This window comes from Actinomadura syzygii, assembly GCF_008085905.1.
Lineage (GTDB): Bacteria > Actinomycetota > Actinomycetes > Streptosporangiales > Streptosporangiaceae > Spirillospora > Spirillospora syzygii.
On record NZ_VSFF01000012.1, the window covers coordinates 99,711 to 115,145 of the forward strand.

At 72.7% G+C, this 15,435-nt stretch carries 12 protein-coding genes; 4 read left to right on the plus strand and 8 right to left on the minus strand.

Annotation, left to right across the window (positions count from 1 at the left end; genetic code table 11):
- The first annotated feature begins 140 nt into the window (after positions 1–140).
- The 3 genes from FXF65_RS30700 to FXF65_RS30710 all read left to right on the plus strand — a co-directional run bounded on the left by FXF65_RS30700 (position 141) and on the right by FXF65_RS30710 (position 4,046).
- A complete protein-coding gene (locus FXF65_RS30700) occupies positions 141–1,328 on the plus strand; it encodes a sensor histidine kinase (RefSeq protein ID WP_148353551.1) in 1,188 nt (395 codons plus the stop codon).
- Positions 1,303–1,965 carry a response regulator gene (locus FXF65_RS30705; protein ID WP_148353552.1) on the plus strand — a complete coding sequence of 221 codons (663 nt, stop codon included), beginning with the start codon at positions 1,303–1,305 and terminating at the stop codon, positions 1,963–1,965. The genes FXF65_RS30700 and FXF65_RS30705 overlap by 26 nt, the downstream gene beginning before the upstream one ends.
- 212 nt (positions 1,966–2,177) lie before the next feature.
- Positions 2,178–4,046 carry a CocE/NonD family hydrolase gene (locus tag FXF65_RS30710; RefSeq protein WP_148353553.1) on the plus strand — a complete coding sequence of 623 codons (1,869 nt, stop codon included), beginning with the start codon at positions 2,178–2,180 and terminating at the stop codon, positions 4,044–4,046.
- Positions 4,047–4,179: 133 nt separating this feature from the next.
- Here the strand turns inward: FXF65_RS30710 and FXF65_RS30715 are convergent, their stop codons facing one another.
- The 3 genes from FXF65_RS30715 to FXF65_RS30725 all read right to left on the minus strand — a co-directional run bounded on the left by FXF65_RS30715 (position 4,180) and on the right by FXF65_RS30725 (position 8,015).
- Positions 4,180–4,698, minus strand: a complete 519-nt coding sequence (locus tag FXF65_RS30715; RefSeq protein WP_148353554.1) for a flavin reductase family protein — start codon at positions 4,696–4,698, stop codon at positions 4,180–4,182.
- Complete coding sequence (locus FXF65_RS30720; protein ID WP_148353555.1) at positions 4,695–4,940, minus strand: phosphopantetheine-binding protein; 246 nt, start codon at positions 4,938–4,940, stop codon at positions 4,695–4,697. Before FXF65_RS30720 ends, FXF65_RS30715 begins: the two co-directional genes overlap by 4 nt.
- Before the next feature lie 174 nt (positions 4,941–5,114).
- Complete coding sequence (locus tag FXF65_RS30725; protein ID WP_222868801.1) at positions 5,115–8,015, minus strand: helix-turn-helix transcriptional regulator; 2,901 nt, start codon at positions 8,013–8,015, stop codon at positions 5,115–5,117.
- Positions 8,016–8,529: 514 nt separating this feature from the next.
- On the opposite strand from FXF65_RS30725, the gene FXF65_RS30730 reads away from it, so the two are divergent.
- On the plus strand, positions 8,530–9,183 hold the full coding sequence (locus tag FXF65_RS30730; protein WP_187412586.1) for a TetR/AcrR family transcriptional regulator: 654 nt from the start codon (positions 8,530–8,532) through the stop codon (positions 9,181–9,183).
- Here FXF65_RS30730 and FXF65_RS30735 read toward each other — a convergent pair.
- Genes FXF65_RS30735 through FXF65_RS30755 form a run of 5 tightly spaced genes read right to left on the minus strand, consistent with a single transcriptional unit; the run spans position 9,173 to position 15,313 of the window.
- Positions 9,173–10,210, minus strand: coding sequence for an LLM class flavin-dependent oxidoreductase (locus FXF65_RS30735; RefSeq protein ID WP_148353558.1), 1,038 nt, complete (start codon positions 10,208–10,210; stop codon positions 9,173–9,175). The two genes, FXF65_RS30730 and FXF65_RS30735, sit on opposite strands and share 11 nt — an antisense overlap.
- Before the next feature lie 22 nt (positions 10,211–10,232).
- Positions 10,233–11,897, minus strand: coding sequence for a dipeptide ABC transporter ATP-binding protein (locus tag FXF65_RS30740; protein ID WP_148353559.1), 1,665 nt, complete (start codon positions 11,895–11,897; stop codon positions 10,233–10,235).
- Positions 11,884–12,744, minus strand: coding sequence for an ABC transporter permease (locus tag FXF65_RS30745; protein ID WP_148353560.1), 861 nt, complete (start codon positions 12,742–12,744; stop codon positions 11,884–11,886). Before FXF65_RS30745 ends, FXF65_RS30740 begins: the two co-directional genes overlap by 14 nt.
- Positions 12,741–13,700 (minus strand): ABC transporter permease, encoded by a 960-nt coding sequence (locus FXF65_RS30750; RefSeq protein ID WP_222868802.1) that lies wholly within the window; start codon positions 13,698–13,700, stop codon positions 12,741–12,743. The genes FXF65_RS30745 and FXF65_RS30750 overlap by 4 nt, the downstream gene beginning before the upstream one ends.
- Positions 13,697–15,313: an ABC transporter substrate-binding protein gene (locus FXF65_RS30755; protein WP_148353561.1), complete on the minus strand. Its 1,617-nt coding sequence runs from the start codon at positions 15,311–15,313 to the stop codon at positions 13,697–13,699. Before FXF65_RS30755 ends, FXF65_RS30750 begins: the two co-directional genes overlap by 4 nt.
- Positions 15,314–15,435: the final 122 nt, after the last annotated feature.

The following is a 15,435-nucleotide window of genomic DNA, read 5'->3' on the forward strand; positions in this document are numbered from 1 at the left end:
CGGCCGACGATGCCGAGGTTCGTCGCCGCGGCGCTGTGCGGCATCGGCTCGTGGGCTGCGGATTCGTCGGCCCCAGGGCGGACTGACGTCCCGTCCTTTCGGCCGATGCGCGGCACGGCGCGGTCCCTAGGCTGAGAACCGTGCTGCGAGAGAACCTGCGAACCCTGTGGACCGAACCCCGGCCGCCCGACGCGCCCGCCCGGGTGTGGCGGGACTGGGCGCTGCTCGCCGCGGGCCTGGGCGGTGTGGTGCTGGAGGCCACCCTGCGCGAGGACGTCGTGTGGCGGCCGGTGGCGGTGGTGTTCGCCGTGTGGCTGTGCCTGCTGCCCCTGTGGCGCCGGACGCGCCCGCTGGCGATGGTCACGCTGGCGTTCGGTTCGACGAGCCTGCTCCAGGCGGCCTCGCTCGTCGCCGCACCGCGCGAGCCCGTCGGCCTGGACACCGGCGTGGTCGTGCTCGTGCTGGTGTACGCGCTGCTCCGCTGGGGATCGGGACGCGAGATCGTGCTGGGCGGCGTGGTGATCCTGGCGACCTTCGCGCTGTGCGTCGTCACGTACGACACCCCGGCCGCCGAACAGGTCGGGGGCTTCGTCTTCCTGTCGCTGCCCGGCTTGATCGGGGCCGCCGTGCGGTTCTGGGAGACCGCACGCGAGCGGCAGTTGGAGCAGGTTCGCTCCCGCGAGCGCGAGCAGCTCGCCCGGGAACTGCACGACACGGTGGCCCACCACGTGTCGGCCATGGTGATCCGCGCCCAGGCGGGCGGGGTGCTCGCGGCCACCGACCCGTCCGCCGCCGTCGAGGCGCTGGAGGGGGTCGAGGAGGAAGGGGCACGCACGCTGGAGGAAATGCGGGCCATGGTCGCCACGCTGCGCGACCGCGGGGTCGGCGCCGAACTTGCGCCGCCTGCCGGCGTCGCGGACCTGGAGCGCCTGGTCCGCACGCCGAGTGTTCACCTCAAGGTCGACCTGGGGCTCGACGGCGAGCTGGACACGCTTCCCCCGGCCGTGGACGCGGCCGTCTACCGCATCGTGCAGGAGTCGGTGACCAACGCGATGCGCCATGCGGTCAGCGCGACCGAGGTCGTGGTCCGGGTCACCGGCGAACGGCACACGGTGCGGGTGAGCGTGCGCGACAACGGCCAACGCACCGGCCGAGGCCGTGCCGGATACGGCCGTGCCGGATACGGACTTGCCGGACTGCGCGAGCGCGCGGCCCTGCTCGGCGGCGAACTACAGGCCGGTCCCGGCGCCGACCAGGGCTGGCATGTCGAAGCCGAGCTGCCGAAAGGGAGGGCCGAAAGCGGTGCCCATCAGCGTCCTCGTCGCTGACGACCAGACCATCATCCGCACCGGGCTGCGGATCATGCTGAACGCCCAGCCCGGCATCGAGGTGGTCGGCGAGGCCGCCGACGGACGGGAGGCCGTACGCCTTGCCCGCGAACTGCGCCCCGACGTCTGCCTGTTCGACATCCGCATGCCCGTGACCGACGGGCTCGAGGCCACCCGGTTGGTCGCCGGCCCGGACGTCGCCGACCCGCTTGCCGTGGTCGTCATCACCACTTTCGACCTCGACGAGTATGTCTACGGCGCGCTGCGCGCCGGCGCCCGCGGATTCCTCCTCAAGGACACGGGACCAGACCTTCTGGCCCAGGCCGTACGGTCGGCGTCCGACGGTGAGGCGCTCATCGCGCCCAGCGTCACCGTCCGCCTGCTCCAGGCATTCGCGGACCTGCCCGCCGGCCGCCCCGCGGCCCAGCCGATCTCCGCCGTCACCGCCCGCGAGGAGCAGGTGCTCCTCGCCGTCGCCCGCGGGCTGACCAATACCGAGATCGCCGATGCGCTGCACATCAGCCTCAGCACGGTGAAGACGCATCTGGCCAGCCTGATGGCCAAACTCGGCGCCCGCAACCGGGTCGAGATCGCGATGTGGGCCTACGAAACACGCCGTATCCTCCCCGGAACCTGAGCCGGGCGCCGGGCCATGCCCGATGAGTCACCTGGCAGCGCATCCCGGCAATTCGCCACAAACGGGACCGTTCGTCGCACCCGACTGACCGTTCGACCGAGAGCCCCTGACCACCCTCCTGACCAGCCGTCGTGATCATGCGATGCTCCGCCCGACGATGTCGACCAGTCGGCGGGCGGCCCCGCCGCCCCGGCCAGAAAGGGGTTGCGGCGATGCGCGCGAGACGGCGGACGACCTGGGCGAACAGAAGAAGTCGCAGCTGGCGGCTGTCCCTTGTCGCGGCGGCCGTGATGCTGCTGGGTGGCGTCGCCGCCGTGCCCGGCGCGGCGGCCGACGCCGCGGCGAAGGCGGAGGTGTGCGAATTCAGCGTCGAGAAGGACGTCCCGGCCACTATGCGGGACGGGACGGTGTTGCGCAGCAACGTGTTCACGCCGAAAGGGGACGGCAAGTTCCCCGTCATCCTGATGCGGCTGCCCTACAACAAGGAGGGCGCCCTGAGCTTCGTCTACGGCGCCCCCGACCGTTACGCCAAGGCCTGCTACCTCGTCGTGGTGCAGGACGTCCGCGGTGAGTACAAGTCGGACGGCACCTTCTACCCGTACCGGAGCGAGGCCGAGGACGGCTACGACACCATCGAGTGGTCCGCCGCTCTGCCGCACTCCAACGGCAAGGTCGGCATGTACGGGTTCTCCTATCCGGGGCTCACGCAGTGGCAGCCCGCCACCCTCACGCCCCCGCACCTGGTCACGATCGCCCCGGGGTTCACGTCCTCCGACATCTACGACGGATGGACCTACGAGGGCGGCGCGCTGTACCAGGCGTTCATCCAGGACTGGCTGCTGAGCTTCCTCACCGGAGGCGTCACCAGCAAGCTCCCGGACGGCGCGAAGCTGCGGGCGGAGATGAACCAGGCGTCCAAGGACCTGCACACCAAGTGGTACAAGTACCAGCCGCTGAACAACTTCCCGCCGCTGTACCCGCAGGACAACCGCGTCGCGCCGTACTACTTCGACTGGATCGACCACCCGAGCTACGACGACTACTGGAAGCGCTGGGCCATCCGCGACCACTACGCGCAGGTCAAGGTGCCGTCGATGAATTTCAGCGGCTGGTCCGACATCTTCCTCAACGGGACGGTGGAGAACTTCGCCGGGATGCGCGCCCAGGGCGGGTCCGAGGTCGCCCGGCAGGGCACGCAGCTCCTCGTCGGGCCGTGGACGCACGGCGGCTCGGGCCGCAAGGTGGGCGCCGTCGACTTCGGTCCGGAGGCGGTCGTCGCGTGGGGCGATCTGCACGTCCGCTGGTTCGACCACTGGCTGAAGGGGATCGACAACGGCGTCGACAAGGATCCGCCGGTGAAGGTCTTCGTGATGGGCGCCAACAAGTGGCGCACGGCTGAATCCTGGCCGATCCCCGGCACCGCCAACACCACGTACTACCTGCACAGCAAGGGCGACGCGAACACGGCGAACGGCGGCGGCACGCTCGATGCCACCGCGCCCGCGACGGCCGAGAAGGCCGACCAGTACCAGTACGACCCGGCGAACCCGGTACCGAGCGTCGGCGGCCGTTTCCAGAGCTCGGTGCCCGGCGGCCCGCAAGACCAGCGGTCCGTCGAGCAGCGGTCGGACGTGCTGGTCTACAGCACTCCGCAGCTCACCAAGGACACCGAGGTCACCGGCCCGATCTCGGTCACGCTTTACGCCAGGTCCTCGGCGAAGGACACCGACTGGACGGCGAAGCTCACCGACGTCTACCCGGACGGCACCTCGATGCTGATCCGGGACGGCATCCAGCGCGCCCGGTACCGGGTCTCGCTGGAGAAGCCGGAGCTGATCACCCCCGGGGAGGTCTACAAGTACACGATCAAGCTGTGGCCGACCAGCAACGTGTTCAAGGCGGGCCACCGCATCCGGCTGGAGATCTCCAGCAGCAACTTCCCGATGTACGACCGCAACCCGAACACGGGCGGGAAGTTCGGCGCCGACACGACCACGCAGCCCGCGTCGCAGACCGTCCTGCACGACCCGGAGCACCCGTCGGCGGTCACGCTGCCGATCATCCCGGTGCCCGTCCGCTGACCTCGCGCAACGGCTGGCCCGCGCCCCGCGCGGGTCAGCCGGAGGCAAGGCAGACCTGCTCGAAGTGGGCGTTGCCGAACGTCCGTCCGGAGAAGTCGTTCTCGGGCCAGTCGCCGGTCTGGCCTGCGCCTCGTCAGTGGGTGTCTTCGAGGTCGTCGGTGAAGCGGCCGTAGTTGCCGGAGTAGCGCAGTAGCGGGTCGGCGCCGGTGTTCGCGTGTGCGAGTCGGTGGACGCGGGCGACGACGATGACGTGGTCGCCGGCGGGGTGTTCGGCGTCGATCTCGCATTCCAGCCAGGCGAGTCCGCCGTCGATGACGGGCAGCCCGGCCGGTGACGGAGTCCAGGGCACGCCGTGGAACTTGGCGGCTCCGGAGGTCGCCAGGCGCCGCGCCCGGTCCAGTTGCTCCGCCGCGAGGAAGGTCACGCAGAGTCCTTCGCTGGAGCGCATCCGGGGCCAGGTGGTGCTCGTGTGGGCGACGCAGAAGGAGATCAGGGGAGGGGCCAGCGACACGGCGGTGAACGAGTCGACGATCAGGCCGACCGGGGCGCGGGAGTACAGGCCGGTGACGGCGGCCACGCCTGTGGCGAAGTGGCCCAGCACGGCCTTGAGCGAGGCCGGGTCGAGCCGGGCGGGGCGGGTGCTCGTCGTCATCGGCGGAGCTCCGCGGGGTCGTCCGCGACCAAGCGGTACACCTGCTCCAGGCTGGCCGCCTCCAGGACGTCCGGCAGGGAGACGCGGCGGCCGGTCTCCCGTTCGATCGTGGTGAGCAGCACCAGCAGGAGTACGGAGTCCCATCCCTCGATCTGGTCGAAGCCGAGGCCGATCGTCTCCGTCGTCACGGGCAGGCCCAGCTCGTCGCGGACGAGGTCGACGAAGTCTTCGATGGTGTTCACGCGGGGTTCCCTTCAGGGATCTCGGTGCGCCGGACGTCCTCCACCGGGTCGAGCGGCTCCTTCGGCGGTGACTCGGGGCCCGCCACCATCGTCCCTCCCGGATCAGCGCTGTGACGATCCTCGCGGGAGGGGCTTAAACGCACCTTAGGCAGCCATCTGGTGTCCCCGACCGGGTCAGTGCGCGATCGCTCCGGTCGTCCAGAGGTCGCCCTCCGGCTGGGCCGTCCGGGCGGACGCGGTCATCAGGCGGGCCAGCGCGGCACGCGAGCCGATCCCCAGCTTGCGGTAGGTCCTGCTCAGGTGGACGTCGATGGTCCGCGGGCTCAGCGACAGCTCTTCGGCGATCTCCCGGGTCCGTTTGCCCATTCCGGCCAGCTCGGCGATCTCGCGCTCCCGCGCCGTCAGCAGCGTCAGCCGCTCGTCCACAGGGGCGGCGGGAGGACCCGAGACGCGCAGCCGGACGCCGCGGACCAGGGGGTCGATCGCGCGGATCCCGTTGCGGCGGGCGAGTTCCTCGACCAGTGCCAGCGTCGCCCTGACCTCGCCGGCCCGGCCGTCCGCGGCCAGGCACGCCGCCTTGGCGGTGAGCGCGAGCGCCTGCGCGTGCGCGAGCCCCGCGACGCAGAACAACTGGGCCGCCCGCTCGTACAGGTGCCGGGCGCCGCGCGGGTCGCCCTCGGCGCGGGCGGCGTGCCCGCGGGCCGCCAGGGCGAACGCCCGGTGCGCCGGCAGGCCGACGGCATCGGCGATCTGCTCCGCCTGGCGCGCCCACGCCGCGACCTGCCCGGCCGGTACCGCGGGCTCGGCGCCGTGCCCGCTGAGCGCCGCGGCGGCGCCGGTGAGGGTCTCCAGGGACGACGAGCGCAGCACCGCCGGGAGCTGCCGCTGGTCGAGACCGCCCACGTCGAGCAGCAACGTGAGGCAGCGTTGCGGGTCGCCGCCCAGGCGGGCCGCCGTGGCGAGCGCCATCGACGCGAAGGCGCTCCAGTGGAAGTCGTGTCCGTGCAGGATCTCCTCGGCCTGTTCGCCCAGCCTGACGGCTTCCTCGCCCTCGTCCCGCCAGGCGGCGCTCAGCGCCTGGACGGCGATGGAGAGGCCCTGCGGATGCACTGCGTTGATGCGCTCGGCGATCTCCCGGGCCTCGGCGGCGAGCCGGCCGCCCTCGCTCGGGCGGCCGGTGATCACGTGTGTCATGGCCGTGCCGAGGAGCAGCACGGACAGGACGTGGACGTGTCCGTACTTGCGGGCTATCGCGACGCCCCGCTGGAAATGCCGGCGCGCGTCGCCGAACCGGCCGGTGAGGGCCTCGGCCCAGGCCAGCACCCCCAGGTACTCCGGATGGGTGGCGAGATCGGTGTCGGCCAGCCGGTTGGTGAGCGCGGCGCTGTCCGCCAGCACCGCGCAAGCGCCCTCGATGTCCCCGTTGAACGCGTCGCACAGCCCGCTCAACGCCAGCGCGCCGGCCTCGGCGACGAGGTCCCGGTGCTCGCGGGCCAGGCGTTTGGTGAGGTTCACGAGGTCGCAGGAGGGCACGTCCCCGTCGAGCGCGCCGATGACGCCGTGCTCGATGAGCAGGGCGGTCGCCTCGCGCGGCAGGTCGTCGGTGCCGAGCCGCGAGAACTCGCCCGCCAGCAGGGCTCGCGCCTCGGTGTAGTTCCCCAGCAGGCATTCGATCAACGCGCAGAAGGCCACCGTGTCGACGCGGGGGCCGATCGACTCCTCGGGAAGCAGCCGGAGGGCTTCGTGCAGCAGGTCGCGGCTCTCCCGCAGCCGTCCGGTGAGGCCGAGGGCCCGGGCGAGCATGAGCATCAGCCCGCCGCGTTCCAGGTCCTCGTCCTCGGGCGTGATGCGTACGGCGAGGCGCAGCCAGCGCGTCGCGGTGGCGGGGTCCTGGAACAGGACGTCCTCGGCGGCCCGGCGCAGGATCTGCCGGTCGCCGGGTGTCGCCCTCGCGACGCACCGCTCGATGTGGACGGCGAGCCGCCCGGCCGAGGCCCCGCGCCCGGCGAGGAAGTTCGCCGCCCTTCGGTGCGCTCCGACATGCCACCCCTGGCCGGAGCGCCTGTAGACGAGCTGCCGGACGATGGGATGACGGAACGAGAAGGAAGAAGAACGTTCCATAGGGCGTAAGAGGTCACGGTGGGTGAGGTTGGCCAGCGCCGCGTGCGTGTGGTCCAGGTCGGTCTCGGCCACCGCCGCCAGGGTCTCCATGTCCCAGTCCTCGCCGAGCACGGCCGCCGCCGCGACGATGAGCGACTCGCACGGGCCGAGCCGCCCGATCTCGTCGAGGATCAACGTCGCGAGCTGCTCGGGGATGTCGCCCTGCGAGCGCATGCCCGCGAGGGCGAGCAGGTAGAGCGGGGTGCCCTGGCTCTCCTCGTGTATTTCGCCGAGCCGGTGGTCGTCGACGGGAAGGCCGAGGAGGGCGGCGGACTGAGCGCTGGTCAGCGGAGGAAGTTCGACGCGGCGCACCGTGCCCAGTTCGAAGCCGTGGGCGAGCGCGCCCCGCAGCCGGGCGGACGCCTGCAACGGCCGCTGGGCGATGACGACGAGCAGGGGCGCTTCCACGCGGTGCTGGGCGAGCTGTTCGATCAACTCGATGGACGCGTTGTCGGCCCATTGGAAGTCGTCGAGCAGGATGACCAGGCCGTTCTGGCCCCGGGCGGAGGAGGCCACGCGTTCCGCCAGGCGGCGGACGAACGGCGCGTAGTCGCGGTCCGGGGTCTCGGCGGGCCAGCCCCAATGGTCGGGGGCGTCGACCGCCAGGTCCCGGCGCTCCGACGGCGAGGCGTCGGGCAGGCCGGGGGCCTCGTCCAGGACCAGGTGCGCGAGCGCGCGCACCAGGGCGTCGCGGCCCTTCTCGGTGCAGCGCCGACTGAGGACGGTGAGGCCGCGGGTCGTGGCACGGGAGGCGACCTCGGCCAGCAGGCGGGTCTTGCCCATGCCCGGTTCGGCGACGACCTCGATCAACTGGGCGCGGCCGCGGCCGCCCAGGCGGTCCACGGCGGTCCACAACTCCGCTGATTCGGTACGGCGGACGAGATGAATGTCGGGAGCACTCCGGGTCTTTGCCACAGGCGACTGAGTCCTTTCGCCGCACCTCGGCGGGCCGGCCGGGGCCGAAACCGACAATCCTGACCATGGACAGAGGGCTCAAGGCATGCTGAGTACGCTAACAGATTTAGTGTAAATCCGATAGGTTAAGTAGGATATCATCCTTCATATTGGACGATCAGGCAATTTGCCGCGTTTCCCCGCCGTTCACCGGCGATAAATACGCTTCGGATGCGCGCGTCCCCCCTCCTGACCTCCGGAGTTCGCGTGTGCGGCCCCTCACCGTCCGCGAGAGACTCCTGATTGCCGCTCCGCCGATCGGCCCGACCGTCGAGCCATCCGCTCATGCGCGATGAACACCCATCGGTGCGAGGTAACCCAGAGTGAGCGCGGCTGGCCTGTTTTGGTCACGCGGGATGCGCGTCGGAGAAGGGCGCCGCGGCCGTGGGCGTCCCCGCGCCGGGGCATAGGCGGCGAACGCCGTCCGGGTACCATGGAAACGCTGGGAGACGCCTACGTTCACTGGAGGCGGGGGATGGGCAGGGCCGCCGCCGTCGGGCACGCCGACGACGCCGCGGGAGCGCCACGGCGACACGGGGCGGAGCTCCAGCAGGCCATCTTCGACGCGGTCTTCGAGCAGTTGGCCGACGTCGGCTTCACCCGGATGACGATGGACAGCGTCGCCCTCGCCGCCCGCACCGGCAAGGCCGCGCTGTACCGCCGCTGGAGCAACAAGAAGGAACTCGTCCTCGACGCGCTGAGCAGCGTCCTGCCGTCGCCCTTCGACGTCCCGCAGGCCGAGACCGTGCGCGACGACCTGGTCGCCCTGCTGTCGTGCGTCAAGCGGGGAGCGGACGCGACCTGCGCGGGAGCTTTCACGGTGGTGGCCGTCGAGGGCGACCGCGACTTCCGCGCGATCTTCGACCAGCGGGTGCTGCGGCCCTGCAAGGAGCTGATCCTGGAGGCGCTGCGGCGGGGCGCCGAGCGCGGCGAGGTCCCCGCCCCCATGGTGGACCCGCTGGTCGCCTCGGTCGGCCCCGCCCTGCTGCTCGACCACGTCGTCGCGGGCGGCGGCCGGATCCCGGACGCGCTGGTGACCGCGATCGTCGACCGCGTCCTGCTGCCGCTCACGGCCGGGCACGGCGCCGCCTCCGCAACGGCCTCCCCGGCCGGGCCGGTCAGCCCGTGACGGACACGCCGTCCCGCGCCAGGCCGACCGCCTGGGCGAGCAACTCGTAGGAGCGGATACGCGCCTCGTGGTCGGGGATGCCGGTGAGGGCCATCAGCTCGTCCGCCCCCGTCTCGGCGAGGAACTCCGGCACCTTCTGCGCGAGGGTCTCGGGGCCGCCGATCAGCTGCGGGCCGAGGTACTCGTCGAGCAGCTCCCGGTCGCCCGTCGTGTAGACGAAGGTGTCGGCCTCCCGCTGGGTGGGCAGCGGGTCGCCGACGGGCACGCCGCGCCGGTGCAGCACGTACGTCAGCCCCATGGGCCCGATGAGGCGGTGGGCCTTGGCGTCGTCCTCGCCCGCGACGACCATCGCGCACACGATGGAGTGCGGGCGCCGCAGGTCGGGGGACGGGCGGAAGTGCTCGCGGTAGGCGCCGATGGACACCGCCGTGAGCTGCGGCCTGATCTGGTGGGCGTAGGCGTAGGGCAGGCCCAGCAGCCCGGCGAGCTGGCCGCTCGCCGGACTGGAGCCGAGCACCCACACCTGCGGGCGGTGCTCGCCCGCCGGGACGGCGTTGATCAGGCTCTTGGACGGGCTGCCGTCCGGCCCGGCGAAGTACCCGAGCAGCTCGGAGATCCGCTCGGGGAAGTCGTCGCCGGACGAGGTGCGGTGCAGCGCCCGCGCGGTCAGCGGGTCGGTGCCCGGCGCCCGGCCGAGGCCGAGGTCGATCCGCCCGGGGTGGATCGCCTCCAGGGTGCCGAACTGCTCGGCCACCACGAACGGGGCGTGGTTCGGCAGCAGCACCCCTCCCGACCCGACCCGGATCGTTGAGGTGACCCCGGCGACCGCGGCCGTCATGACGCCCGGGACGGAGGTCGCGAGGCTCGGCGTGTTGTGGTGCTCGGCCATCCAGTACCGCCGGTATCCGAACCGCTCGACCCGCCGGGCCAGGTCGAGGGTGTTGCGCAGCGCCTCGGTCGCCGTCGACCCGCGCCACACGGGCGCCACGTCGAGCACGGACAGGGGGATTCGGCTTGCCTCGGTCATGGAGGGCTCCCAATCATGGTCGTCAGGAGGGGCTGGGCGAGCTGGTGGCCGCGGGACCGGCGTCCCGCAGTTCGGGCAGGGCGGACAGCAGTTCCCGGGTGTGCTCGTGCCGGGGGCGGGCGAAGACCTCGGCGGCCTCGCCGGTCTCCACGACGCGGCCGCCCTTCATCACGATGACCCGGTCGCTGACGTGGTAGATCACGCCGAGGTCGTGCGAGATGAACAGGAGCGCGACCCGCAGGCCGCGCTGCAGGTCGGCGAACAGGTCGAGGATCTGCGCCTGGACCGACACGTCGAGGGCGGACACCGGTTCGTCGCAGACGATCACGTCGGGTCCGGGCGCGAGCGCTCTCGCGATGGCCACCCGCTGGCGCTGGCCTCCGGAGAGCTGGGCGGGGCGCCGGTCCAGCAGGGCGCCGTCGAGCCCGACCTGTTCCAGCAGGTCGGCGATCCGGTCCCGGCGGCGGCCCGGGCCGGGCCGGTCCCGCAGCCCTTCGGCGACGATCCGCTCGACGGTGTAGCGGGGATCGAACGAGGCGAGCGGGTCCTGCTGGACGAACTGGATCCGGTGGCGCAGCGGGCGGCGGGCCGGTTCGCGCAGCGCCGACCACGGGCGGCCGTGCAGCGCGACGGACCCGGCGTCGGGCTCCAGCAGGCCGAGCACGATCCGGGCGACGGTGGACTTGCCCGATCCCGACTCCCCGAGGACGCCCAGCGTCTCGCCGGCCTCCAGGGTGAACGAGACGTCCTCGACCGCGGTGCGGCGCCGCCGCCCGACGGTCCGGAAGGTCTTGGTCAGCCCGGACACCTCCAGGACGCGGCCGCTCGCGACCTCCGGCGGGGGCGCCTTCGCGGGGGTCGCGGGCGGCTCCAGGCTGAGGCGCGTCCCCTTGGCGTGCGCCGACGGGACGGCGGCCAGCAGCCTGCGGGTGTAGGGGTGCGCCGGCTCGGTGAGGATCCGCTCGGTCGGGCCCGTCTCGACGAACACGCCGTCGTGCATGACCGCGATCCGGTCGGCGAGCCGTCCCACCACCGCCAGGTCGTGGCTGATGAGCAGGATCGCCACGCCCTCGGCCTTGCGGGCGGCCAGCAGGTCCAGGATCCGGGCCTGCACCGTGACGTCCAGCGCCGTGGTGGGCTCGTCGGCGACCAGCAGCCCAGGGCCCGCGGCCAGCGCCGTCGCGAGCACGGCCCGCTGGCGGAGCCCGCCGGACAGCTGGTGCGCGTACTGCCGGGCGCGCAGGTCCGGCTCGGGGATCCTGGCCAGCCTCAGCAGCTCGACGACCCCGGCCCGGACGTCCGCCCGGCGGGCCGGGCGATGGTTGCGCAGTCCTTCGGCGACCTCGGCGCCGACCTTGCGCAGCGGGTCCAGCGCGGACAGGGCGTCCTGCGGCATGAACCCGATCCGGCCGCCGCGCACCTCGCGCCACCTGCGCTCGCTCAGGCCGAGCAGGTCCTCGCCGTCCAGGGTCAGCCGCCGGGCCCGGACCCGTGCGCCCGGGCCCGGCAGGCCGATGAGGGTCCGGGCGGTCACGCTCTTGCCGGACCCGGACTCCCCGACGACCGCCAGGCACTCGCCCGGCGCGACGGTGAAGTCCACCGTCCGCACGGCCTGGACGACGCCTTGAGGGGTGTGGAACGCGACCTGGAGGTCCTCGACGCGGAGCAGGGGCTCAGCGGACGACATGGCGCCGCCCCTCGAACCTCCGCTGGAGGCCGCGGCCGGCGACGTTGCACGCCACGACGGTCGCCGTCAGCGCCAGGCCGGGGAACACCGCGACGGCCCAGTCGGCGGCGAGGAAGCTCCGCCCCTCGGCGAGCATCGCGCCCCACTCGGCCGTCGGCGGCTTCGGCCCGAGCCCGAGGAAGCTCAGCGACGAGCCGCCGATGATGGCCGCGCCGACCTGGACGGTCGCCAGCACCAGCACGGGCGGCAGCGCGTTCGGCAGCGTGTGCCGCAGGTGGACGTCGAGCGGACGCCGCCCGAGCGCCCGCGCCGCCTGCACGTAGTCCGACTCGCGGATCACCAGCATCTGGCCGCGGATCAGCCGTGCGAACCCCGGGGCGCTGGACATCCCGATGGCGAGCGTCGCGTTGAGCGTGCTGCCCCCGAGCACCGCGACCACGAGCATCGCGAGCAGCAGGCCGGGAAAGGCGAGGAACACGTCGGTGGTCCGCATGACCAGCTCGTCGGCGGCCCGTCCGCCGAGCGCGGCCAGGGTGCTGAGGACCGAGCCGGCGACGACCGCGAACGCGGTCGCGCCCAGCCCGATGGTCACCGACGCGCGCGTCCCGTACACGATCCGGCTGAGGACGTCGCGGCCGAGCTGGTCGGTGCCGAAGGGGTGGCCGGCCCCGGGCCCGGCCAGGGCGTGCGCGGGATCGACGGCGTTGGGCTCGTGCCCGGCCAGCAGCGACGGCCAGAGCGCGGCGACGGCGACCAGCGCGAGGAACGTCCAGGCCAGCGCGGCCCCGGGCCGTACGCGGCGGTCACCGGCCCCGGCCAGCCGCTCGGCGCTCGCGACGGCGGTCACGGCGCCGCCTCCCGCAGCCGGGGATCGAGGATCCGGTACAGGAGGTCGACCGCGATGTTGAGCAGGGTGAACGCCGCCGCCGCGAGCACGACGATGCCCGTCACCAGCGGCAGGTCGTGGCCGGAGATGGCGGTGGCCAGCGTCCGGCCGAGGCCCTGGCGGCTGAACACCGACTCGACGATGACCGCGCCGGTGAGCAGCGTGCCCATCGTCCATCCGGACATCGTCACGATGGGCGTCAGCGCGTGCCGGAGCGCGTGCCGCAGCCGGACGGCGGTCTCGCCCGACCCGCGGGCCCGGGAGTTGAGCGCGAACGGCTCGTCCAGCGCGCGTTCCAGCCCCTCGCGGAGCACCTGGGTGTAGGCCCCGGCGATGCCCAGCGCCAGCGTGATCGCGGGCAGCGCCAGGCCGCGCGGGCCGGTGCCGCCGGTGGCCGGGAACAGGTGGAGCCGGAACGACAGGAACGTCAGCAGCACGATCCCGGTCCAGAAGGACGGGGTGGAGACCGACAGGAGTTCCAGCGCGGCGGAGGCCCGGCGCACCAGCGGGCGGCGCCCGGCCGTGGCGGTGGCGAGGACCACCGCCGCGCCGAGCGCCAGGACGAACCCCGCGGCGGCCAGCTCCACCGTCGAGCCGAGCTGGGCGGTGATGACGCGCCAGACCGGCTGGTCGAGCTGGTAGGAGCGGCCGAGGTCGCCGGTGGCGAGGCGGCCGAGGAACCTTGTGTACTGGTCGGCGACCGGCCGGTCGAAACCCAGGTCGTGCCGGACGTGCGCCACCAGCTCGGGCGGCGGGGACGGATTGTTCAGGACGGCGTAGGTCGGGTCGCCCGGGGTGAGTTGCAGCGTGGCGAACGTGACCGTGGCCGCGCCGAACACCACGATCACCGACAGCAGGAGCCGGCGCAGCGTCCAGCCGATCAGGCCGTCCGCCGTCCGGCCCTCCGCTCGCTTCACGCCTTGCCCCCCACCGTCACGTCATAGAAGAGGGGGTAGGCGTTGGGCTCGAAGGCCAGTCCCTTGACCTTGGCGGAGTAGCCGACCAGGTCGGCCGGGACGTAGCCCGGCAGCGCGAGCGCGTGCTCGGTGACGAACCGCTGCGCCCGCACGTAGGCGGCCACGCGGGCGGCCCGGTCGGCCGAGCTCTCCGCCTCGTTCAGCCAGCGCTCCAACTGGGGGAACCCGGTGCCGAGGATGGCGCCGCCGCCCTTGGCCGAGCTCTGCCCGCTGGTGAAGAACAGCCGCAGGATGTCCGGCTCGGCGCGCACGAAGCTGGAGGAGTACAGGTCCAGGTCGCCCTTGACGTACTCGCGGCCGAAGGTGCCCGAGTCCGCCGGAGCCAGGTCGATCTTGAACCCGGCCTGCTTGGCCTGCGCCTGGATGCCCTGGGCGACGACCAGGAACTTCGCCAGGAACTGCGGCACGTACGGCCAGCGCAGCTCCAGCGGCTTGCCGTCCTTGGTGCGGTAGCCCTGCGAGTCGCGGGCGGTCCAGCCCGCCTGGTCGAGCAGCCGCCCGGCGAGCGCCGGGTCGTACTTCCAGGTGCCGGGCGCCCCGGTGTCGTAGCCCGGCGTCGACGGGCTGAGCACGCTCCACGCCCGCTCGAACTGCCCGAAGTAGGCGGACCTGACCAGGGTGTCGAGGTCGACCGAGCGCACCAGCGCGGTGCGCACCCGCTCGTCGGCGAGCGGGCCGCGCGAGGCGTTCAGGAACGTCGTGAACACCACGCCGGGGATGTCGGCGTGCGCGAGGCGCAGCCCGGAGGACGCCTTGAGGGTCTTCACGTTCACCGGCGGCACGTCGTCGATGGCGTCGACCTGGCCGCTGGCGAGCGCGCCGAACCGGGCGGCGTCCTCGGTGACGAACTTGACGGTGATCTGGTTCAGCCGCGCGGGCCCGGTGTGCGCGGCGGTCGGCGGCCCCCAGGCGTACTTGGGGTTGCGCTTGAGGATCAGGCTGACGTTGCGCGTCCAGGCGTCGAGGCGGAACGGGCCCGATCCGACCGGGTGGCCGCAGGCGGCGCCGGGCGCCCGCAGCGACGACGGCGACTGGATGCCGAGGTAGGTGGTGCTCAGCGCCTGCAGGAAGGGAGTGCTGCGCCGCTTCAGCCTGATCCGCACCGTGCGGTCGTCCGCGACGGTGGCCTCGTCGAAGGCGCTGATCAGCCGGGCGGCGTAGATGGACTTGGTCTGCGGGTCGACGATGTGGTCGAGGCTGGCCTTGACCGCGGCGGCGTTCAGCGGCGTCCCGTCGGAGAACGTGACGCCCTGCCGGAGCGTGAAGGTGTAGGTCTTCCCGTCGGGGGAGACCGTCCACTTCTCGGCGATCCACGGCCGGAACGTCCCGTCGGGCGCCTGCGCGACCAGCGAGTCGAAGATGTTCCGGCCGATGAGGGCCACCACGTCCTGCGGGCTGACCGCGGGATCCAGGCACTGCGGCACCTGGTCGGTGGCGAAGGCGAAGGAGCCGCTCTCGGCGGCCTCGCCCGACCCGCAGGCCGAGGCCGCCGGGGACAGGACGGCGGCGGCGCCGAGGACGGCGATGGCGCGTTTTGCGTGCCCGGGCTTCATGGCTCCTCCGGTCAGTCGCTCGACAGCACGATCAGCCGGCCGGTCACCAGGTCCGCGTTCGCCTCATAGGTCATGCTCAGCTTCCTTCCGCCGTGCTCGGTTCCGGGTGGGTCGTGTGAAGT

Coding starts and splice junctions, on each gene's coding strand:
- FXF65_RS30755 (WP_148353561.1), bottom strand. CDS start 15,313: ATGAAGCCCGGGCACGCAAAACGCGCCATCGCCGTCCTCGGCGCCGCC.
- FXF65_RS30715 (WP_148353554.1), bottom strand. CDS start 4,698: ATGACGACGAGCACCCGCCCCGCCCGGCTCGACCCGGCCTCGCTCAAG.
- FXF65_RS30740 (WP_148353559.1), bottom strand. CDS start 11,897: ATGTCGTCCGCTGAGCCCCTGCTCCGCGTCGAGGACCTCCAGGTCGCG.
- FXF65_RS30710 (WP_148353553.1), top strand. CDS start 2,178: ATGCGCGCGAGACGGCGGACGACCTGGGCGAACAGAAGAAGTCGCAGC.
- FXF65_RS30730 (WP_187412586.1), top strand. CDS start 8,530: ATGGGCAGGGCCGCCGCCGTCGGGCACGCCGACGACGCCGCGGGAGCG.
- FXF65_RS30735 (WP_148353558.1), bottom strand. CDS start 10,210: ATGACCGAGGCAAGCCGAATCCCCCTGTCCGTGCTCGACGTGGCGCCC.